Origin of the sequence: Acrocarpospora sp. B8E8 (assembly GCF_039871605.1) — a bacterium.
GTDB classification, from domain to species: Bacteria; Actinomycetota; Actinomycetes; order Streptosporangiales; family Streptosporangiaceae; genus Acrocarpospora; species Acrocarpospora macrocephala.
The window spans coordinates 123,340-142,032 of record NZ_JBDPLV010000022.1 but is presented as its reverse complement, the minus strand read 5'-3'; the positions used below and the strand labels follow the sequence as shown (position 1 = coordinate 142,032).

Sequence of the window (18,693 nt, the reverse complement as noted above, 5' to 3'; positions counted from 1 at the left end):
GATAAATCCGGATACCATTCCTGCGCATAGCAGTAATAACCCGCCGAACCGGTCAAAGAGTGAGGCCACCGGCCCTCTGGACGTCTGCCGCCTCCCGTGACGAGACGTCGATTATCCTCGCGAAACGGGTGAACTGCCCGTCTTCCGGGATACCAGCGCGAGCGCGCACGGCCGGGTCGTAGGCTTGGGCACTCCTCTTTCTTTCTGACATGGGAGTGAACAATGGGACGGGTTGGGCAGTCGCACATCGTGGCAATCGGGGGCGGTTCATTCCGCCTGACCGGCCGGTTCGACTTCATGGAGGCGACCCCCCTGCTCCGCTACGTCCTGGACCTGACCGGGCAGGACCGGCCCAAGGTGGGCATGCTCGCGACCGCGTCCGGCGACGCCGACGACTGGCTGCTCAAGATGTACGGCGCGTTCCGCGACTGGGACGTGGAGCTCAGCCACCTGAGCGTCTTCCCGATGCCCAACATCCCCGACCCGCGCGCCTGGATCCTGGAGCAGGACGCGATCTACGTGAGCGGCGGCAGCGTGGCCAACCTGATGGCGCTGTGGCGGCTGCACGGTCTGGACGAGGCGCTGGAGGAGGCCTGGCGGGCGGGCGTGGTGCTGGCGGGGCAGAGCGCGGGCGCGCTGTGCTGGCATGTGGGCGGGAACACCGACTCGTTCGGGCCGGCGTTGCGGCCGTGGGCGGAGGGGATGGGGCTGTTGCCGTACTCGTGCGGGGTGCACTACGACTCCGACGAGCAGCGGCGGCCGCTGCTGCACCAGTCGGTGGCCTCCGGCGAGCTGCCGGACGGGTACGCGGCCGACGAGGGCGTGGCCCTGCACTACGTGGGCACCGAGTTCATCCAGGCGGTCAGCATCGAGCCGGACGGCTACGCGTACCGGATTGAGAGAGATGGTGCGGGTGGGGTGAAGGAGTTCCGTATCGAACCCCGGCAACTCGCGTCTACCCTGGACACGTGAGTGGGCTGGCTATCGTCCGACTTGGCGTCGATGTTCCGTACGAGCAGGTTTGGGCACTGCAGCGGCTGGCGCACGCCCGGCGGGTGAGCGGCGAGCTGGACGATCTGTGCCTGCTGCTGGAACACGCGCCCGTCTACACGGCGGGCAAACGCACCGGTCCTGAGGATCGGCCGAGCGACGGCACGCCGGTCATCGACGTGGATCGGGGCGGCCGGGTCACCTGGCATGGCCCCGGGCAGCTGGTCGGGTATCCGATCGTGCGGATCGACGACGTGATTCCGTACGTGCGGCTGCTCGAAGGGGTGTTGATCCAGGTCTGCGCGGATCTGGGGGTGGTGGCCGGGCGGGTTGACGGGCGGGCCGGGGTGTGGGTGCGCGGCGAGGCGTCCCATGGGGTGCCGGATCGCAGGCTGGGCGCGATCGGGATCCGGGTCGCCAAGGGCGTCACGATGCATGGTTTCGCGCTGAACTGCGCGAATGATCTGAGCTGGTACAACCGGATCGTCCCGTGCGGCATCCGGGACGCGGGGGTGACGTCGCTGTCGGCCGAGACCGGTCGCCGGATCACGGTGGACGAGGTCATCCCGTATGCGGAGAAGCGCCTGGGCGAGGCGCTCAAAGCGGAGATCTATGACATGTACGAGGAAGACCTGCACGCCTAGTGTCACGCCGATAATCCCGCCAAAATGTCCATATGTTGACCAAGTTCGCGGCCTATGTCGTCGCGATCGCGGTGCACGCCTTCACGCTCGCCTTCGCCGCGCTCGGCCTGTGGACGATCCTCCGCAACCCGGGCTTCCTGGTGTCCTGGCTGCTCGGCGGGGTCTTCCTGGGGCTCGGCTTCATGCTCAGGCCCCGCGCCGCCCGCCTCTCCCCCGCCGCCGAAGTCCTCCCCCGGGAAACCGCCCCGGCCCTGTACGCCCTCGCCGAACGGGTGGCCGCCGCGACCGGGGCGCCGAAGCCGCGGGCGGTAGCCGTACACGATCAGGGGCTGGGGGGGGAGCTGACGCGGGTCGGGCTGCTGCGGCGGCCGGTGCTGACCGTGGGGCTGCCGATCTGGCTCGCGCTCGCGCCCGCGCAGCGGGTGGCGCTGGTGGCGGTGGCCTGCGCGAACGCGCGGGCAGAGGAAGGAATGATCATCGGTGGCGCGCGGACGACACTGGCCGAGCTGCGGGCGGCGCTGTTCGGCGGCGGCGAGAATTCGAGCCGGCGGCGCGCGCACGAGGACATGGCGCTGACGCTGGGTGCGTGGGCGCCGCACACCACCTACGAGACGGCGGGGACGTTCGGGCGGCTGGTGGGCTGGGTGGTCGGATGGCCCGTGATCGTGGCCGGCTTCCTGCTCGATCGGCTCACCCGGGGCTGGCTGGCCCGGGAACGCGCGCGGGCGAGGGAGATCGCGGAGCAGGTCGCCGGGCCGGGCGCGCTGGCCGAACTGTCCGAACTCGCCGCCTCCCGGCGCTACCTGGCGCCGCTGCAGGCCGCGGCACTGCGCGGCGAGGACGTGTCGGTGATCCGGCGCGGCGCCCTCGACCGGGCCGCGCTGCGGGAGCTGGACAGCCCCAGGCCGGTGGCCGCCACGATCGAGGCGGGCGAGTCCGAGCGGGTCGACGAGGAGCTGAAATCGCGGTATGCCCGCATGCTCAGGGGCCTCGGCCTGCTCAGCTGAGGACTGGCATAAGCTGGCAGGGTGAGCGTCGCACCTGAAGGCCGTAAACTCCTCCGCCTGGAAGTTCGCAACAGCCAGACCCCCATCGAGCGCAAACCCCCGTGGATCAAGACCAAGCTCAAAACCGGGCCCGAATACACCGAGCTCAAATCGCTGGTCCGGCGGGAGGGCCTGCACACGGTCTGCGAGGAGGCCGGGTGTCCCAACATCTACGAATGCTGGGAGGACCGCGAGGCGACCTTCCTCATCGGCGGCGACCAGTGCACCCGGCGCTGTGACTTCTGCCAGATCGACACCGGCAAGCCCGCGGCGTATGACACCGACGAGCCGCGCCGGGTGGCCGAGTCGGTCCAGCAGATGGGCCTGCGCTACGCGACCGTCACCGGCGTCGCCCGCGACGACCTGCCCGACGGCGGCGCCTGGCTGTATGCGGAGACCGCCCGCCAGATCCACACGCTGCTGCCCGGCTGCGGGGTGGAAATCCTGGTTCCGGACTTCAACGGCGACCGCGCCCAGCTGGAGGAGGTCTTCTCGGCCCGGCCCGAGGTGTTCGCGCACAACATCGAGACCGTGCCGCGGATCTTCAAGCGGATCCGGCCCGCGTTCCGCTACGACCGGTCGCTGAGCGTGCTGACCACCGCCCGCGAGGCCGGTCTGGTCACCAAGTCCAACCTGATCCTGGGCATGGGCGAGGAGCGCGCGGAGATCGTGCAGGCCATGCGCGACCTGCACGAGGCGGGCTGCGACCTGCTGACGATCACGCAGTACCTGCGGCCGACGCCGCGCCACCACCCGGTCGAGCGCTGGGTGAAGCCGGAGGAGTTCGTGGAGCTCCAGCGGGAGGCCGAGGCGATCGGCTTCGCCGGGGTGCTGTCCGGGCCGCTGGTGCGTTCCTCGTACCGGGCCGGGCGGCTGTACCAGCAGGCGATCGAGCGCAGGTCCGCCGTTCGAAGCTGATTCGTTTTCACGAATCGCCCGCGGGATTTGTATCCTTCACGTCATGGCGAAAGACCCGGCGAGCCCAGGCCGCATCAAGCAACTCCGGATGGTCGCGCAGATCATCAAGAAGGCCAACCCCAAGGGGATGCCGATCGTCTACGCGTCCGTCGTCGGCGTGCTCGCGCTCGCCGTCGTGGTCGGGGTGCTGACCAACAGCGTGATCTACGCGCTGATCCTCGGCATCCCGGTGTCGCTGCTGGTCGGAATGATCATTTTCGGCCAGCTGGCCCAGCGGGCGCAGTATTCGATGCTGCACGGCCAGCCCGGCGCGGCGTACGCGATCCTCCAGGGCATGCGCGGGAACTGGTATGTCGAGGAGAAGCCGGTCGCGGTCAACCGCGAGCAGGACCTGGTGTTCCGGGTGGTCGGCTACCCGGGCGTGATCCTCGTCTCCGAAGGGCCCGGCAACCGGGTGCAGCGCATGCTGCTGGCCGAGAAGAAGCGGGTCCAGCGGGTGGCGATCGACGTTCCCGTCTACGACGTGCAGTGCGGCGACGCCGAAGGGCAGGTGCCGATCGCCAAGCTGCAGCGGCACCTGATGAAGCTGCCCCGCAACCTCAAGAAGCCGGCCGTCTCCGAGGTCAACAACCGCATGCGCGCGCTGACCCCGTCGATTCCGCTGCCGAAGGGCCCGATGCCGAAGGGCGCGCGGCTGCCGAAGACGCCCAAGGCGCCGAAGGCTCGCTGACCGCATGTTCAGAAAGCGGGTCTCCAGGGCCGAGACCTCGCGGGCCAACCGGAGCTGGTGGGACGGCGCCTCGGACGGGTATCAGGCCGAGCATGGCGCGTTCCTGCGCGATGACGGTTTCATCTGGTGCCCGGAAGGTCTGGACGAGGCCGACGCCGGGTTGCTGGGCGAGGTGCGCGGGCTGCGGATCCTCGAAATCGGCGGCGGCGCCGGGCAGTGCGGCCGCTGGCTGGCCCAGCGGGGAGCCGAGGTCGTCTCGCTGGATCTGTCATATCGGCAGCTTCAGCACGCGCGCCGCATCGACCAGGACGCCGCGGCGCCGCTGCCGCTCGTGCAGGCCGACGCGGAATTCCTGCCGTTCGCGGGCTCCTCGTTCGATCTGGCCTGCTCGGCCTTCGGCGCGCTGCCGTTCGTCGCGGACGCGGGGGCCGTCCTGGCCGAGACGCGCCGGGTGCTGCGTTCCGGCGGGCGGTTCGTCTTCGCCGTCAGCCATCCGATCCGGTGGGCGTTCCCCGACGACCCCGGGCCGCGCGGGCTGACCGCCGACCGGTCGTATTTCGATCGCATGCCGTACGTGGAGGTCGAGGACGGCCAGATCTCCTACGTGGAGCACCACCGCACGCTGGGCGACTGGGTCGGCCTGATCACCGGGGCCGGGCTCACGCTGGTGGCGCTCACCGAACCGGAGTGGCCCGAGGGCCACGACCGCGACTGGGGCGGCTGGAGCCCGCTCCGGGGCCGCCACATCCCCGGCACCGCCATCTTCAGCTGCGTCAAAGCCTGACGGCGACCGTCCCGGCCGCGCGGTCGTGCAGGCCCCGCTGATCCCGGTCCCAGATCAGAGCGGGTACGGCCAGGCACAGCAGGAACGTCCGGATCAGCACCGCCAGCAGGGTCGGCTGGGAGCCGTCCAGGGCGGCGATCCGGATCTTGAACAGGCGCATGCCGAGGGTCATGCCGAGGGTGCCCACCAGCAGGATGTAGGCGGCGGCGAACACCGCCATGCCGATCCAGGAGGCGTCCTGCGGGCTCGCTTGGAAGATGCCGCGCGCGATCGCCCACGTGCAGATCATCCAGTCGACCAGGATGGCGCCGATCCGGCGGCCGAAACCGGCGACCGCGCCGGGGCCGTCCTGGGGGAGGCCGAGGCGCTCTCCGGGGTAACCGAGGTCGACGCCCGCGGATCGGGTGCCGCCGAGCCAGGTTTGCGTCCAGCGGGGTTCCCGCTCCTGGGCCTGGGCGGGCCGGGGCTGCTTGCTGCCAGGTTGCCCTTGGGACTTCCGGTTCGGCGCCTGCCCCTTGCCCGGATTCCCTTGCGCCTTGCGTGGCTGGCTTTCGCCCGGCTGCTGCGTACCGCGCTGACGCTGGTCACGGGCCCGGCGGTTGGTGGGCTGCCGGTTCGAGGGCTGCCGTTGTTTCATATGCTCAACGGTATCGGCCGGTTGTGGTGGCTCCTCCTTCGACGTACCAGTCTGGGAAAGACTGGGTCAAGGTGACGCCGGAGGTGACGTGTCACTTCCCGGTCACGGTTAGCGTTGGATCGCTGTTCCATTAACACGTGCGAAACAAACGAGACATGGGGTGGAAACGCCCCGGGCCTACTTTCAGTCTGCTAAGCCCATGCCCCTGGGAGGTTCGAGAGAGTGTTTAACTCCGCCGACGACGTCCTGAATTTCATCCGGGACGAAGGGGTGCAGTTCGTCGACGTCAGGTTCACCGACCTGCCGGGTACGACGCACCACTTCACCTTCCCCGTCGAGAACTTTGGCCCCAACGTCTTCACCGACGGCCTGATGTTCGACGGTTCGTCTATCCGTGGATTCCAGGCCATTCACGAGTCGGACATGCTGCTGCTGCCCGACCCGACGACGGCCGTGATCGACCCGTTCCGCAAGCACAAGACGCTGAACATCAACTTCTTCGTGCACGACCCGCTCACCGGCGAGGCGTACAGCCGCGACCCGCGCAACGTCGCCCGCAAGGCCGAGGAGTTCCTCAAGGGAACGGGCATCGCCGACACGGTGTATTTCGGCCCCGAGGCCGAGTTCTACATCTTCGACGACGTGCGCTTCCAGACCAACCAGCACTCGAGTTTCTACTACATCGACTCGATCGAGGGCGCCTGGAACACCGGCACCGCCACGCAGGGCGGCAACCTCGGCTACAAGCCCCGCTACAAGGGCGGCTACTTCCCGGTCCCGCCGATGGACCACTTCACCGACCTCCGGTCGGAAATGGTGCGCCGCCTCATCGACGCCGGCATCGAGACCGAGATGCAGCACCACGAGGTCGGCACCGCCGGCCAGGCCGAGATCGATTTCAAGTTCGGCACGCTGCTGCAGACCGCCGACAAGCTGATGCTCTACAAGTACATCATCAAGAGCACGGCCCTGGAGTTCGGCCACACGGTCACCTTCATGCCGAAGCCGATCTTCGGTGACAACGGCTCGGGCATGCACTGCCACCAGTCGCTCTGGAAGGACGGCGAGCCGCTCTTCTACGACGAGGTCGGCTACGCGGGCCTGTCCGACATCGCCCGCTACTACATCGGCGGCCTGCTCAAGCACGCGCCCTCGCTGCTGGCCTTCACCAACCCGACGGTGAACTCCTACCACCGCCTGGTGCCCGGCTACGAGGCCCCGGTCAACCTGGTGTACTCCCAGCGCAACCGCTCGGCCTGCGTGCGCATCCCGATCACCGGCTCCAACCCGAAGGCCAAGCGCCTGGAGTTCCGGGTTCCGGACCCGTCGTGCAACCCGTACTTCGCGTTCGCCGCCCAGCTCATGGCCGGCATCGACGGCATCCGCAACAAGATCGAGCCGCCGGAGCCGGTCGACAAGGACCTCTACGAGCTTCCCCCCGAGGAGGCCCGCCAGGTCCCGCAGGTCCCCGGCTCGCTGTCCGCGGTCCTGGACGCCCTGGAGGCCGACCACGACTACCTCCTCGAAGGCGGCGTCTTCACGCCCGACCTGATCGAGACGTGGATCGAATACAAGCGCACCCAGGAGATCGACCCGATCCGCCTGCGCCCGCACCCGCACGAGTTCGAGCTCTACTACGACGTGTGACGGCGGGGTTTCCCGGCCTCGGCCATCTTCCCGGAAACGGGCGCTGACCTGGGAAAACCTTGTGGTTGGTTGTCGTTGTTTGTAGTTGCTGAGCAACGTCCGACCGAACGGAGACCGAACAGAACGGCCCGGCATCGATTCTGATGCCGGGCCGTTCTGCGCTGGTGGGGGCGATGATAGCGCTTCCGCAATCGTCAGCTGGCCGCCTGCTCCGCGTAGTGCGCGTCTTCCCACGCCTCCACGTCGGCGATCTTGTATCGGACATGTTTGCCGAACTTCATGAATCTGGGGCCGCCGCCGCGCGAGTTCCAGGCGTAGACGGTCATGAGGGGTACGCCCAAGCGCTCTGCCCGATCTCCAGCGCCAGGCCCTCCGCATCGGCGAGCACGTCGATGATCACGGCTTTCACGTCGCCCGGCGTCGAACGCGACCCCTCAGCGGCCTGTCTGACCGCGCGGGGCTCACGACCGGACTTCTTCGCGTCGATGAACTCCTCGATCCAGCCCATCGTCAGCTCGTCGATCCGGCCGGCCGCCGGGGTGCGGGCGACGTGCTTCGGCTTCTCGGTGTACAGCCACCGCATCAGCGCGGCCCGCCGGTCGATCCCATTCAGGTAGGCCAGGCCCTGCGTCAGCGTGCCGTCCTGGAAGGTTGCCGGGAGCAGCGACGGGTCGTGCGGCAGTCCCATCTGGTAGGCGGCGCCGGGCGTCTGCGTCCGCAGCGCGCAGGCGTTCTTGCGAAGCTGCGCCCTCAAGGTCACGGAGCCGCCCAGCTCGGTCATGTTCGGGTCCTGCGCGACCAGGACTATGCCGCCGCCGCCCTTGCGCCAGGTCTTCGCGCCGGAGGCGAGCATGCCCACAGCCCGCTTGCCGTGCACGTCGTGCCGCAGCAGCTCCGGGGCCTCCTCCAAGACGAAGAAGATGCCGGTCATACCGCCGGTGTCAGGGTCACCGGGCACCAGGTGCGTTTTGCCGCGCCGCTCGTCGCCGTCCTCGTCCACCCACGGGACGGAGGCGAGGTGCCGGACGCGGCGGCGCATGACCCAGTGCCACAGCTCCAGTTCGGACATGCACTCGTCCTCGCCGAGGGCGCAGCGGTGGGTGTTGCCGTTCCAGTCCGGCATGGAGCCGCCCTGTGGGTCGAGCAGCACCATCGCGATCTTCTCGGACAGGTGGGCCAGGCTGATCAGGGTCTCGACCGAGCGGGACTTGCCCGCCTCGGAGTCGCCGACGATGATGCCGTGCCGCATGCCACCGGACTTCGTGAAGAACGCCCAGTGGGCGGGCTCCAAGTCGTAGAAGTAGCCGATGTGCGCGCGGCCGTCCTTGCCGATGCGCGGCTGGATTTCCTCGAACCGGCGCACCGTGGCGAGTGTGTCCCCCTGGAGCAGGGTGAGCATGGCTCGGGAGTTGTCCCGGTACGGCACGGGATCCAGCACGGCCAGCTGCGTCGATGTTTGGAAGGCCGAGGCGACCTTGCCCGCAGCCAACATGATGTCCTTCGTTTCCTTCTCGCCCGGGACCGCTCGGATCTCCGCGCGATAACCGGCCTCGATCCGCTGCGGCGTCGTCAGGGTGGTTCCCTCGAGTACCTTGCCCTTGGCGGCCAGGCGCTCGTTGAAGCGGCGCAGGATCTGCTCCACCTTGGGGTCAAGCTTGTTGTCCACCTGCTCGACCAAGACAGGCTGCTCATCCACCAGGTGCAGTACCGGGATCGGCAGGCGGCGGTACCGCCGCCAGTGCAGCAGCGCGAACACCAGCCAGCCGACCAGTCCGACCTGTGCGACCAGCCCCGTGGGGCCGGCCGTCGAGGCGAGGATGAGCCAGGCCGCGCCGAACACCGCGACGGCGGTGTTGCGGCGAGCCTGGACCGACTTGCGGACCGGCAGGGCGGCCGTGGCCGCCGCGATGAGGGCGGCCACAGCGGGGTGGACCGGCAGCACGTACAGCGCGCCAGATAGCGGAAGCGCAATCAGCCATGCGAACGGAGCCGCCATAACGACGCGGTACCGCTGGCGGAACACAAGCCGCCGCACGGTCCGGGTGATCTCGGTGGACTGTGAGCGAACCTCGGGGTCAGGCATCGGTGTGGGCTCCTTTCGCATGGTTCCTGCGTACGGCTGAGCTCAGCCCTGCGCGTACGCCTCCTTGCTGGCGACGTTGTCCACGCCGCCGACAGCAGCGTGGGCTTCGGTCACGACGCCCTGCGCGGCGGCGAGTTCGGCGATCCGCGTGTGCTGGGCGCCAGCTGGTTCGCGGCCTCCTGCGCGTCCATCAGCGCCGAGACGAGTTCGCCGCGGCCCATGTCCTTCAGGAGCAGGCTGGCCACCTGGCCGTCGATCGCGGCCGCGGTCTGGGTCATGTCGTCGCTGGCTGTCTCGTGGTCGTGCTGGAGTTGGGGGAAGGAGGTGAACTCGGCGTTCACGGTGGTCCTTTCGTGAGGGGTGTCGTATCTGTTCAGGTCGGCGGCTGGCATCTCCGTGGGCTCCTCGGCGGGGTCCTCGTCGGGGATAACCACCTGTTCTGGCTTCTGCTCCGGAGCAGGGTCGTCGGTCTCTTCGATCACCTCGGCTTCCTCGATCTCGCGGGTGGCCTTGTAGTCGCGGTAGGCATGTCGAGCCCCTTGGGCGGCCTGCCTGCCGACCCGCACGGCACCGCCGAGGACCTTGAGCAGCCCATACGTGCTCCCCAGGACAATCGCCGTAGTGCCGCCGATCAGCGCAAACGCGGCGGACACCCACCAGCGGAGGTTGCGCGGGCTGGGCGGATCACCGGACGCAGCCGGCCGGGTGAGTTACGGGTCGGCCGTCCGGTAGGTCAGCCAGGCGTTGTGGAACTCCTCGGTGGCCTCGTCCCACAAAGGGATGGAGCAGACCCGCTCCACCGTCTCGTCCGTCTGCCGGATCACCCACCTATGCCATCGAGGTCCGGCCTGCGGGATCCCTTTCCGCATCCCTGATCCCGGACCCGCGCAGGATTCTTCCCGCGTCGCGAACCCCGGGCCGCTAAGCTCCCACGGGACAGGAGTGGGTGATGATGAAAGGGTGACCAGGGTGCAGGAGATCGAGGTCAAATACCGACTGCTCGACCTGCCCGGCCTAGAACAAGCCCTCGCTGAACGTGGACTGGTTCTCTCCGCTCCGATAACCCAGGACGATCAAGCGTACGCGCACCCTGACTGGGATTACGGCCAATCCAAGGTCGGTGTGCCGTTCGCGCGCCTACGTACCCAGGGTGATCGGCATGTGTTCACCGTGAAGACGCCGTTGGAGAACGAATTGAGCTGCCTGGAACACGAATCGGAAGTGGCCGACCGCGACCAGATGCATCGGGCGATCACCCAGATGGGCTTCCGCCCGACCGTGCGGATTGTAAAGACTCGGCGGACCGCGCGGGTGGCCGAGATGGCGTTGTGCGTGGACGAGGTCGAGCACGCGGGGCTGTTCCTGGAGATCGAGAAAGTCCTCGGCGTAGACGAGTCCGGGGCCGCCGCGCAGGACTATCTCGACGCGTTCGCCCGCTCCCTGGGGGTGGCGTTGGAGCGGACCACCGACACCTACGATTCGCTGGTGCGGGCGGCGCTGGCCCCGGCTTAGAACAGCGGGATCTCCCCCGACTCGGCTATGTCGCCCGTGTCCAGGATGGTGGCGTCGATGTGCAGTGTCAGGGTTTGGGCCGCGTGGTCGGTCAGGGACTGGTCGCGTGTTTCGTGTAGGTAGTCGCATGAGTTGATGCGGTCGACCAGGGCCTTGCCTACGTGGAGGTAGTCGTAGCGGTAGCCGTCTCCGGTGCGGCCGATCCAGCTGTAGGGCTGGGAGTCGGGCCGGTAGCGGTCGTGGGCGTCAACCAGTCCGTGCTCCTGGAGGGTGTCCAGGAACGCGAACTCGAACGGCAGGAAGCCCGGGTGAAGGGGCCGGTGGGTGCGGGTGATCACGTTGTAGTCGCCGCCGAGCACCAGATGGTCGCGGTAGTCGGCGGGTAGTCCGACCAGGGCTTCCACCACGGAGCCGATGAACCTCTGTTTGCGTTCGGTTTTGACTTGGCTGCGATCCCGGGATGGTACATAGAGCGCGACGACATAGGTGGCGGGCTGGGTGTCCAGCAGGGCGGCGGCGACGCGGCCGGGGATGGCCACCTCGCGCAGTGGCGGCGCCTGGTCCACGACCGGTATCCGGCTGACCAGGGCGGCGCCTCGGTCGCCGGCATCGGGAGTGTTGATCACTGCCCATCCGGCCTGCCGGAACTGGTCGAGCAGGTAGGTGGTGCCGGTTCCCGCGCTGGTTTCGGTCAGCAGGAAGACGTGTTCGGGCCGGGAAGCAAGCCAGCCGAGCATGCGTTCAGCGCGGTCACGTGATGCCGCGCCGATGTTGACCGTGAGCACGGAGAACATGGTTTGCCCTTTCAGGTGGCCAGCAGGTCGAGCCGGTTGATCATCGCGGTGACGACGCCGTCAGGGTCCAGGTCGCGGCAGTCGATGCGGAACTGCCGCCATCCGCGCCGTCCGAGGGATCGGAACGCCGCGTCGTACAGTTCCAGCTCCCGTTCCGGCGTCCCGACACGTTCAAGCCGGGAGTTGACGTGGCGTTCATTCAACCGGGTCCGAATGATCGCCGGGTCGTGTTCGAGGTAGAACGACATGTCCGGTGGCCGGGCGAAGGAGTTGTAGCGCCAGATCTCGGCTACTCCCATCCCGTCGAGCCGTTGCAGGACCAGGGAGGACTGGACGTAGCGATCGCTGATCACCACTCGGCCGCTCTGCAATGCGGGCAGAATTTCGGCATCGAGGTGGGCGGCCCGGTCAGCCGCGATGGCCAGGGCCAGTGCCCGCCCGGTCAACCCCGATTCGCTGGAGCGCACGAGCCGCCCCAGGGGGGTGTCGGATGGTTCGGTGGTCAGATGGACGGCTGCTCCCCGTTCGGTGAGCCGTTTGGCCAGCAGCGCCGCCGAGGTTGATTTACCGACCCCGTTCGGGCCTTCCACGGCTATGAACAGCGGGGACGTCATGCCGATCGCCGTTGGATCTGGAGCAGCGGCCGGTCGTCAGGCATGGGGCACTGCTCGGCATCTACGTCCCCGATCGCCAGGCCCCGGGAGATCACCGCGGCAGGGCAGCCCTTGCCGCAGGAGCCGTTGAGGGAACACGACCGACAGGTGGCATTGGTGCCCATCTGGAGTATCCCGGCCAGGTCGTAGTCGTCCAGCGGGCCGGTGACCTCCGCCGTCCAGGATGTTGCCCACCAGGAAGTCGGCATCGGAGTAGCGCGATTGTGGGGTTCGAGCGGCGAAGACCAGATAGGGGCACACCGCCGTGGCACCGTCGGCGAAGACGTACACGAGTTTGCCCGCGTCGCACCCGGCCAGAGGAAGCTCGTCGTTGGGGAAACGGATGTGGACCAGGTCCACGCCGCGTTCCCGGAACTGCTCGGTGGTCTCACGGATGGCCCGCATCTTGTCATCGGCCGCCGCCATTCGGCCCTGACTCCTGACCCCCCGGCCCATCGATGAGAGCGGGTTCATCAGCACGTAGGCGGCCCCCACTTCGACGGCGAACTCGCACAGCGCCGCGAACTCCTCGACGTCGGTGAGTACATTCGGGGTGGACAGCAGCCCTTGCAGCAGACCGGCCTCGGCGAATTTGCGGACGGTCGCCACCGTGAGGTCAAAAGAGGCGACGTCACCCCGGAACTTGCCGTGACTCTGCGGTCGGAAACCGTCCAGGCTCACGTTCACGTGAACGTTGCCCATGGCCGCCAGTTCGACGATCTGCTCATCAGACGTGCAGGTGGCGTTGGTGCAAATCCCTACCGGCATTCCGAGGGAGGCGAGATGACCACAGATGTCCATGATGCTGGGATGCACAAACGGCTCGCCGCCGGTCAGGGTAATCCGCTCGACTCGGGCACGCCGCAGACGAGGGATGACCTTCTCGACCAGATCGGCGTAGGGGATGTCGCGACCCTCTTTGACAGAGGACACAAAGCAGTGCGCGCAGTGAAGATTGCAACGCTCGCTGATCTGTATGAGGGCCTTGCGGCCCTGGCCGCCGACCGAGGTCCTGAAGTAGCACGAGTTAGCCGAGGTTTCGACGATCAGGGACTTCCGCACGATCAACCTCCCAGAGATTGGAATCGGTGATTTCAGCGGCCCTCGAAGACGCTCCGCCACATGGGATATCGCATCTACCTCTTCTTAGGCCAGCGACTGGGAGACGCGATGTAGGTCCCTGAAAAGGGCGATGCATTTTTCGAGAATGTCGGCGATCTGGACGTGAACCCGTGTCTTGCCCGCCGGATCGATTTTCGCTTCACGCCAATCCATGGAAGGCGCTGGCGTTTAACCAGTTCAGATGGGGTCTTAAGGGTGTGGGTCTTGCAGGACTGTAGGTGTTGATGTCGCCCGTTCCACCTCCTTCGGTTGACGAAATGTTGACTCGGAGGGCTTCGCGTCACCTGTGAAGTCTGATCACCGGCCTCGCAGGCACTTGGCGGGCCCGGTGCCCCAGACGGCCGACCACGCAAACATGCCGCGGAGGGATGCTCAGCATCGCGGCGGCCTAGCTGCACGCCCTCCAGCCGGGCGACCACGCGGGTGAGCAGATCGCGGATCTCGATCTGCCCGGCCTTGAGCTCGGCCAAGTCGCGGAGGATGACCTCGGAGTGCTGATCGATTCGGGCGTAGACCTCTTCGATGGGTGACACGGCCGATCTACCTTTCGACGCCGACGAGCAGGACGCTGAACCACGGCCGGTTCGTTGATCCGCTGTATTCCCCTGCGGTGGCCGGGCCCCCAATGACCGACAGGAAACCGGGCCGAAGGAGGCCCGGCCACGTCTGAGACGAGCCAGCGCGGCCGGTTCGTTGATCCGCTGTATCCCCGTGGGGTGGTCGGGCCTCCTGCCAGCCGGACTAACTTCGCGAACTCGGGCATGCAGGAGGCCCTCCCACGTCTTCGGGCCGCGCGGGGGTGGTCGGGCCTCCTACCGGCTGGGCTCCACACTCGGGCGGGTAGGAGGCCCTTCCACGTCTGGGGGCGGCTCGGGCCACAGGTGCGGAGGTGCCGCGAAAGTTCCCCGATAGGGCACGGTGATCACCCAGCCCTCCGTACGGAGGCTGGCGATCGCCTGCCGGATCGTGGCCTTGGCCACGCCGAACTCGACCATCAGATCTCTTTCACTGGTAATCGGGTCCCCGGCCGATGCCTGCCCGCGCAGATGGCAGCGGTCAATTCATTGGCGATCTGCTGGTACAACGGCTGCATGTGAGCCGGTCGGGGCGTCCCCTCCGGCCCGACGAACGTGCCCTCCCCCGCCACGGTATGGACGAGCCCACGATCACGTAACTCCCGGTGCACACGCCGGGTGGTCATCTGCGCGATCCCGAAATCGCGCTTCAGTTCCTGTTCGCTCGGCACCATGTCACCAGGGCCAAGCTCACCTTTGCTGATCTGTTCCTCGATGATGTCGGCGATCTGGACATACATCGGCGCCATGCCGTCACGCCGGATCCGGCGCTCCGTCCCAGGTGAATCGGATCCGTTCGCCGGTGCGCGGTCACTTTCGCCGTCACCTTCCCCCTGGAGTGGCGTCCACGCCGGGCTGACGAACGTGCCCTCCCCGGGGACGGTACGGGCGAGTCCTCGATCGCATAATTCCCGGTGGACGCTCCGTGCGGTTATCAGCGCGATCCCGAATTCGCTCTGCAGCTCGCGCGCGCTGGCGACCGGTGCGCCAGGGCCGAGGTCCCCGTTCGCGATCTGCTTGGCGATCAGATCGGCGATCTGTATGTATATCGGCGTCATGCCGTCCTGGCGAATCAGGTTCGCCCGTCCCGGCCTGCCGGTCCCCTCGCTCATCGGCTTGTCCTGTTCCCTTCGGCCCGGCCGGTTCTCCGGCGGGGCGACGACGGTGGTCTTGTTAATCGTCACCAGCCGACCCTCCTGGCGAGGGAGGTTCACCGCCCGGCGGGCACGCGCGGTGCCGGGCGCTACGGCCTGCTGCGTCGGCCCACGGTGAGACCGGAGGCGCGACCCCGCCACAAGCGCGCCCGACCCGATCGGGGCAACGGCCTCATCAGCCCTCTCCCGGGCGGCTGGTTGCTCGCTGCTCGGTTGTTCGCCGCCAGGCCAGGACCGACGACCCACCGGCCGATCAGGCGTCGCGGACGACTCAGACCGCGCGGCGACATCAGCGGTGCGGCGTCTTCCGGGCCGACGCATCGCGACCCCCTCAGCCCGCAGCCGCGCCCGAACCTTCTCCTTAGACACCCCGAACCTCGCCACCAGGGCGGCTACCGTCGATCCAGTCCGGTACAACTCCGCCAGTTCCTCCCCACTGACCGTCAGCTGTTTCCGCGCCCGCTTCGGCTTCGCCGAGGTGTCCACCGGCTTGCGGATACGGCCGCGCGGCCGTATCTCCACGCCCGCCGCCGCCAGCCGCGCCCGCACCGTCCCCCGATCCACATCCAGCCAGGCGGCTATCACGCCGAGACTTTGCCCAGCCTGGTAACGGCCCGCCAACTCCGCATCGGTGACCTCCGCCAGCCCGCGAGCATCTCGCCGACGCCGGATCCGCACACCCGCCGCCACCAGCTGCGCCCGGACCTTCTTGCCATCGGTTCGCCGCGAGGCGGCTATCACGCGGATGCTCTCCCCGTTCTGGTACCGGCGTATCAGATCTTCATCGGCCGCCGTCACCGGCTTGGGCCTGGGACCCCGCCGGACCTGTATGCCCGCCGCCTCCAGCTGCGTCCGGACCGTCCACACGCCGACTCCCAGCGAGGCGGCAATCGCGCGGATGCCCTGCCCGGCCTGGTACGGGCCTGCCACCTGCTCAACGCTCACGTTGCGACCAGGGACAGACCGCCGCCTCCTCCCGCGCGGCCCCCCTGCGGTGGCCAGCCGCTTCCGCACGGGGGACATCGGCACTGCGGCAGCGTCGGCGATCTGCCGCAGCGTGGCACCCTCCCCACGCAGGCGCACCCGTTCCTCGGAATCGATCGCGTGCCTCCCGGGAACACTCATAAGGTTCCCCGGTCTTGAACGGGACCGCTGCTCGTACCGGACTTGCCCGCAACATCCACATCAGCGGATTGATCGCCGATTCTCGCGGAGAGACGATCAAGTGCCTCATCCACGACGGCACCCAAGTTCTTCAAGGAATCAGCCAGCCGCTTCCTCTCGCCGGCTTCCCAATTACTGATCGCCAGCCCGAGCTCCTTCTCGTTCCTCGCCGTCACCACGACATGGCGCCCGTTATGCGTACGGGTCGCCGTCCTCCCGATTACCTCCCACTCCCACGTCAGCGGCATCGGCAGGTCACCCCGCGAACGGCCCGAATCGAGACGCACCGACACCCCGCGGATCACCAAAGAGTTCCCCGCCATGCGCAATCACCGGGGAGACCGGCATCCCGAACGCCGAAGGAGTCTCAATCGGAGGAGGCATCGTTCCCCCGGTTCATCGCGCGCATGACCAGCCCGGCAGCCTCGCCCGGATGCCTGGCCATCAGCGTGGAGGCCGGCTCGCCCGATCCGATGTACACCAGATAGGCCCCGCCCCGGCCGCCCACGACCACGCTCACCGGCACCGGAACCGGCGTCGCCTCCAGGCGGTCCACCTCCAGCCGGACCTCCTCTCCCTCTACCATCCGCGCTGAGACTCCACGCGCGGCCAGGATCCGCTCAAGCTCGCGCAACCGGTCGGCCGCCGGATCACCAGCGGCCGTCACTCCCCACAGCAAGGCCAGACTCCCCACCGCCGCCCGCTCGCCCTCCACCAGAACCGCGTGCCCGCCGTGCTCGCTGTCCCCATGCGGGATGTGCAGCAGGTAAGCGCCACACGCGCCCACCCAGCCCACGCTCGCGGACTTGCCTCCGGACGGATGCAAGACCACCAGCCGCAGATCCTCACCGGCCGACTCCTCCGCGACGGGCTCAGACCTCGGCTCACCGTCGCCGACGCGGTAGTAAGAAAGAAGATGGTGTGCCTGCAACGCGGCCCGCACCCTGGCCAGCGGCCCGTCCGCCACTTGCGGCGCGTGATCGCCGACCACCTCCGGCGTAACAGCCTCGCTCATCGCTTCGCCGCCACACCGCCGACGAACGTCGCGCCCGACCGGGCGATCACGGGCGCGCCGTTCCCCCCGATGTCGACCCGGTCCAGCTCCGGCCGCCACTGTGAGACCTCGCACACGCCCGGCTCCAGCAGCTCCCAGCCGTCGAACAAAGCGGTGATCGCCTCGCGTGAGCGGGGGGTAAACGGGGCGGACGCCTTCTCATACACCGCCACCGAAGCCGCAAGAGCCTCCGGTTCCATCCCATCCGGACAGCCGTGAGAGATGGCCAGATAGCTGCCGTCCGGCAACCGGTCCCGGATACGGGCGATGATCGCGCCCGGGTTCTCCGCATCGGTGATGAAGTGCAGCACGGCGATTATGAGGACGGCGACCGGCTGACTGAAGTCGATCGGCTTACGAACCGTCTCATCCTCGAAGATCTTCTCGGGGGTGCGCAGGTCCTGGTGCACCATGGCCACACGGTCTTCCTGGCCGGAGACCAGGGCCCGGCCGTGTACACACGCCAGCTCGTCGTAATCGACATAGACGACCCGCGTCTCATCCGGTGTCTTCCGCTCGGCGGCGGCAGCCAGCGCCCCGACCCTGGCCTGGACGACCTCATGCGTGTTGTCCCGGGTCGGAAGCCCAGAGCCGATGTCAATGAACTGCCGGACGCCCAGGCCGACCAGCTCAGTCACCACCCGGTGCAAGAAGTACCGGTTCTCCCGCACCTGCACAGGCACATCCGGAATGAGCCTCACCAGTCGGTCGCCGGCCTCCCGGTCGGCCGGATGGTTGTCTTTCCCGCCGAGCAGGTAGTCATAGATCCGAGCGCCATTGGGTTCCCTGCGGTCGTAGGCGATCGCCGTCGGCAGCAGAAGCGACCGGCGATGCCTCACCGGCTCCGAATCAGGGTCGGTTACCTGCTCAATCGCCAACTCGACCGGGCTCTTTCCCGGCCCGGCATCCCGCTGGACAGGAACGGGCTGACGGGGAACCGGCGGCGCAACAGAAGCCCGATGCCCGAGAAGGTCAGCATCGAGCCCCGCCTGGGGGGTGTCGTCGAGAGGGGGCATGCTTCGACGCTAGGGACCGAAACCGGTCGTTGCAGCGTCGCAGGTGCGTCACATTCAGTCATTGGCGTGTCGTCCGTGTGTCACGGATATTGAAAAGGCCCGGAAACGGGAATTCCATGGTGAACGCCGTCTATCGTGAAATCATCCGGGGATCGGACTCATATCGGACC

The 18,693-nt window shown here is 67.8% G+C and carries 20 protein-coding genes; 8 read left to right on the top strand and 12 right to left on the bottom strand.

Annotated elements, in window-relative coordinates; genetic code table 11:
* The first annotated feature begins 222 nt into the window (after positions 1-222).
* Genes ABGB08_RS22765 through ABGB08_RS22740 form a run of 6 tightly spaced genes read left to right on the top strand, consistent with a single transcriptional unit; the run spans position 223 to position 5,112 of the window.
* Complete coding sequence (locus ABGB08_RS22765; protein WP_155361673.1) at positions 223-972, top strand: peptidase E; 750 nt, start codon at positions 223-225, stop codon at positions 970-972.
* The gene (lipB, locus tag ABGB08_RS22760; RefSeq protein ID WP_347593398.1) at positions 969-1,634 is read left to right on the top strand and encodes a lipoyl(octanoyl) transferase LipB; all 666 of its coding nucleotides are present in this window, start codon (positions 969-971) and stop codon (positions 1,632-1,634) included. Before ABGB08_RS22765 ends, lipB begins: the two co-directional genes overlap by 4 nt.
* A 32-nt stretch (positions 1,635-1,666) precedes the next feature.
* Positions 1,667-2,641 carry a hypothetical protein gene (locus ABGB08_RS22755; RefSeq protein WP_347593396.1) on the top strand — a complete coding sequence of 325 codons (975 nt, stop codon included), beginning with the start codon at positions 1,667-1,669 and terminating at the stop codon, positions 2,639-2,641.
* Between the two features lie 21 nt (positions 2,642-2,662).
* Positions 2,663-3,598, top strand: coding sequence for a lipoyl synthase (gene lipA / locus ABGB08_RS22750; RefSeq protein WP_347593394.1), 936 nt, complete (start codon positions 2,663-2,665; stop codon positions 3,596-3,598).
* A gap of 43 nt (positions 3,599-3,641) precedes the next feature.
* Positions 3,642-4,328, top strand: coding sequence for a DUF4191 domain-containing protein (locus ABGB08_RS22745; protein ID WP_155361677.1), 687 nt, complete (start codon positions 3,642-3,644; stop codon positions 4,326-4,328).
* A 4-nt stretch (positions 4,329-4,332) separates the two neighbouring features.
* A complete protein-coding gene (locus tag ABGB08_RS22740; RefSeq protein ID WP_347593391.1) occupies positions 4,333-5,112 on the top strand; it encodes a class I SAM-dependent methyltransferase in 780 nt (259 codons plus the stop codon).
* Here ABGB08_RS22740 and ABGB08_RS22735 read toward each other — a convergent pair.
* Complete coding sequence (locus ABGB08_RS22735; RefSeq protein WP_347593389.1) at positions 5,102-5,749, bottom strand: RDD family protein; 648 nt, start codon at positions 5,747-5,749, stop codon at positions 5,102-5,104. The genes ABGB08_RS22740 and ABGB08_RS22735 overlap by 11 nt on opposite strands.
* A 222-nt stretch (positions 5,750-5,971) precedes the next feature.
* Between ABGB08_RS22735 and glnA the strand changes: the two genes are divergently transcribed.
* Complete coding sequence (glnA, locus tag ABGB08_RS22730; RefSeq protein ID WP_155345937.1) at positions 5,972-7,396, top strand: type I glutamate--ammonia ligase; 1,425 nt, start codon at positions 5,972-5,974, stop codon at positions 7,394-7,396.
* Positions 7,397-7,590: 194 nt separating this feature from the next.
* Here the strand turns inward: glnA and ABGB08_RS22725 are convergent, their stop codons facing one another.
* From ABGB08_RS22725 to ABGB08_RS22715, 3 genes are all read right to left on the bottom strand, one after another.
* Positions 7,591-7,722, bottom strand: coding sequence for a hypothetical protein (locus ABGB08_RS22725; RefSeq protein WP_347593387.1), 132 nt, complete (start codon positions 7,720-7,722; stop codon positions 7,591-7,593).
* On the bottom strand, positions 7,719-9,479 hold the full coding sequence (locus ABGB08_RS22720; protein WP_347593385.1) for a hypothetical protein: 1,761 nt from the start codon (positions 9,477-9,479) through the stop codon (positions 7,719-7,721). Before ABGB08_RS22720 ends, ABGB08_RS22725 begins: the two co-directional genes overlap by 4 nt.
* A gap of 110 nt (positions 9,480-9,589) precedes the next feature.
* A complete protein-coding gene (locus ABGB08_RS22715; protein WP_347593384.1) occupies positions 9,590-10,132 on the bottom strand; it encodes a hypothetical protein in 543 nt (180 codons plus the stop codon).
* A gap of 316 nt (positions 10,133-10,448) precedes the next feature.
* Here ABGB08_RS22715 and cyaB point away from each other — a divergent pair, with 316 nt between their 5' ends.
* Positions 10,449-10,991 (top strand): class IV adenylate cyclase, encoded by a 543-nt coding sequence (gene cyaB, locus ABGB08_RS22710; RefSeq protein WP_347593382.1) that lies wholly within the window; start codon positions 10,449-10,451, stop codon positions 10,989-10,991.
* On the opposite strand, the gene ABGB08_RS22705 is transcribed toward cyaB, so the two are convergent.
* The 8 genes from ABGB08_RS22705 to ABGB08_RS22670 all read right to left on the bottom strand — a co-directional run bounded on the left by ABGB08_RS22705 (position 10,988) and on the right by ABGB08_RS22670 (position 18,523).
* On the bottom strand, positions 10,988-11,785 hold the full coding sequence (locus ABGB08_RS22705; protein WP_347593380.1) for a hypothetical protein: 798 nt from the start codon (positions 11,783-11,785) through the stop codon (positions 10,988-10,990). The genes cyaB and ABGB08_RS22705 overlap by 4 nt on opposite strands.
* 11 nt (positions 11,786-11,796) lie before the next feature.
* The gene (gene tmk / locus ABGB08_RS22700) at positions 11,797-12,399 is read right to left on the bottom strand and encodes a dTMP kinase (protein WP_347593378.1); all 603 of its coding nucleotides are present in this window, start codon (positions 12,397-12,399) and stop codon (positions 11,797-11,799) included.
* A 36-nt stretch (positions 12,400-12,435) separates the two neighbouring features.
* The gene (locus ABGB08_RS22695; RefSeq protein ID WP_347593376.1) at positions 12,436-13,500 is read right to left on the bottom strand and encodes a radical SAM protein; all 1,065 of its coding nucleotides are present in this window, start codon (positions 13,498-13,500) and stop codon (positions 12,436-12,438) included.
* An 872-nt stretch (positions 13,501-14,372) separates the two neighbouring features.
* Positions 14,373-14,555 carry a GntR family transcriptional regulator gene (locus tag ABGB08_RS22690; RefSeq protein ID WP_347593374.1) on the bottom strand — a complete coding sequence of 61 codons (183 nt, stop codon included), beginning with the start codon at positions 14,553-14,555 and terminating at the stop codon, positions 14,373-14,375.
* Positions 14,555-16,234 (bottom strand): GntR family transcriptional regulator, encoded by a 1,680-nt coding sequence (locus ABGB08_RS22685; protein ID WP_347593372.1) that lies wholly within the window; start codon positions 16,232-16,234, stop codon positions 14,555-14,557. Before ABGB08_RS22685 ends, ABGB08_RS22690 begins: the two co-directional genes overlap by 1 nt.
* A 176-nt stretch (positions 16,235-16,410) precedes the next feature.
* Positions 16,411-16,758 (bottom strand): hypothetical protein, encoded by a 348-nt coding sequence (locus ABGB08_RS22680; RefSeq protein WP_347593370.1) that lies wholly within the window; start codon positions 16,756-16,758, stop codon positions 16,411-16,413.
* A 62-nt stretch (positions 16,759-16,820) separates the two neighbouring features.
* Positions 16,821-17,468: a hypothetical protein gene (locus tag ABGB08_RS22675; RefSeq protein WP_347593368.1), complete on the bottom strand. Its 648-nt coding sequence runs from the start codon at positions 17,466-17,468 to the stop codon at positions 16,821-16,823.
* Entirely contained in the window at positions 17,465-18,523 is a 1,059-nt protein-coding gene (locus tag ABGB08_RS22670; protein WP_347593366.1) for an SAM-dependent methyltransferase, read from the bottom strand. Before ABGB08_RS22670 ends, ABGB08_RS22675 begins: the two co-directional genes overlap by 4 nt.
* Between the last annotated feature and the right edge of the window lie 170 nt (positions 18,524-18,693).

Excerpts from the sequence above, each read along its gene's own strand:
- ABGB08_RS22745 (WP_155361677.1), top strand. The coding sequence starts at position 3,642 with ATGGCGAAAGACCCGGCGAGCCCAGGCCGCATCAAGCAACTCCGGATG.
- ABGB08_RS22765 (WP_155361673.1), top strand. The coding sequence starts at position 223 with ATGGGACGGGTTGGGCAGTCGCACATCGTGGCAATCGGGGGCGGTTCA.
- tmk (WP_347593378.1), bottom strand. The coding sequence starts at position 12,399 with ATGACGTCCCCGCTGTTCATAGCCGTGGAAGGCCCGAACGGGGTCGGT.
- ABGB08_RS22720 (WP_347593385.1), bottom strand. The coding sequence starts at position 9,479 with ATGCCTGACCCCGAGGTTCGCTCACAGTCCACCGAGATCACCCGGACC.
- ABGB08_RS22675 (WP_347593368.1), bottom strand. The coding sequence starts at position 17,468 with ATGAGCGAGGCTGTTACGCCGGAGGTGGTCGGCGATCACGCGCCGCAA.
- ABGB08_RS22740 (WP_347593391.1), top strand. The coding sequence starts at position 4,333 with ATGTTCAGAAAGCGGGTCTCCAGGGCCGAGACCTCGCGGGCCAACCGG.
- ABGB08_RS22755 (WP_347593396.1), top strand. The coding sequence starts at position 1,667 with ATGTTGACCAAGTTCGCGGCCTATGTCGTCGCGATCGCGGTGCACGCC.
- ABGB08_RS22690 (WP_347593374.1), bottom strand. The coding sequence starts at position 14,555 with ATGGTCGAGTTCGGCGTGGCCAAGGCCACGATCCGGCAGGCGATCGCC.
- ABGB08_RS22670 (WP_347593366.1), bottom strand. The coding sequence starts at position 18,523 with ATGCCCCCTCTCGACGACACCCCCCAGGCGGGGCTCGATGCTGACCTT.
- ABGB08_RS22705 (WP_347593380.1), bottom strand. The coding sequence starts at position 11,785 with ATGTTCTCCGTGCTCACGGTCAACATCGGCGCGGCATCACGTGACCGC.
- ABGB08_RS22735 (WP_347593389.1), bottom strand. The coding sequence starts at position 5,749 with ATGAAACAACGGCAGCCCTCGAACCGGCAGCCCACCAACCGCCGGGCC.
- ABGB08_RS22725 (WP_347593387.1), bottom strand. The coding sequence starts at position 7,722 with ATGACCGTCTACGCCTGGAACTCGCGCGGCGGCGGCCCCAGATTCATG.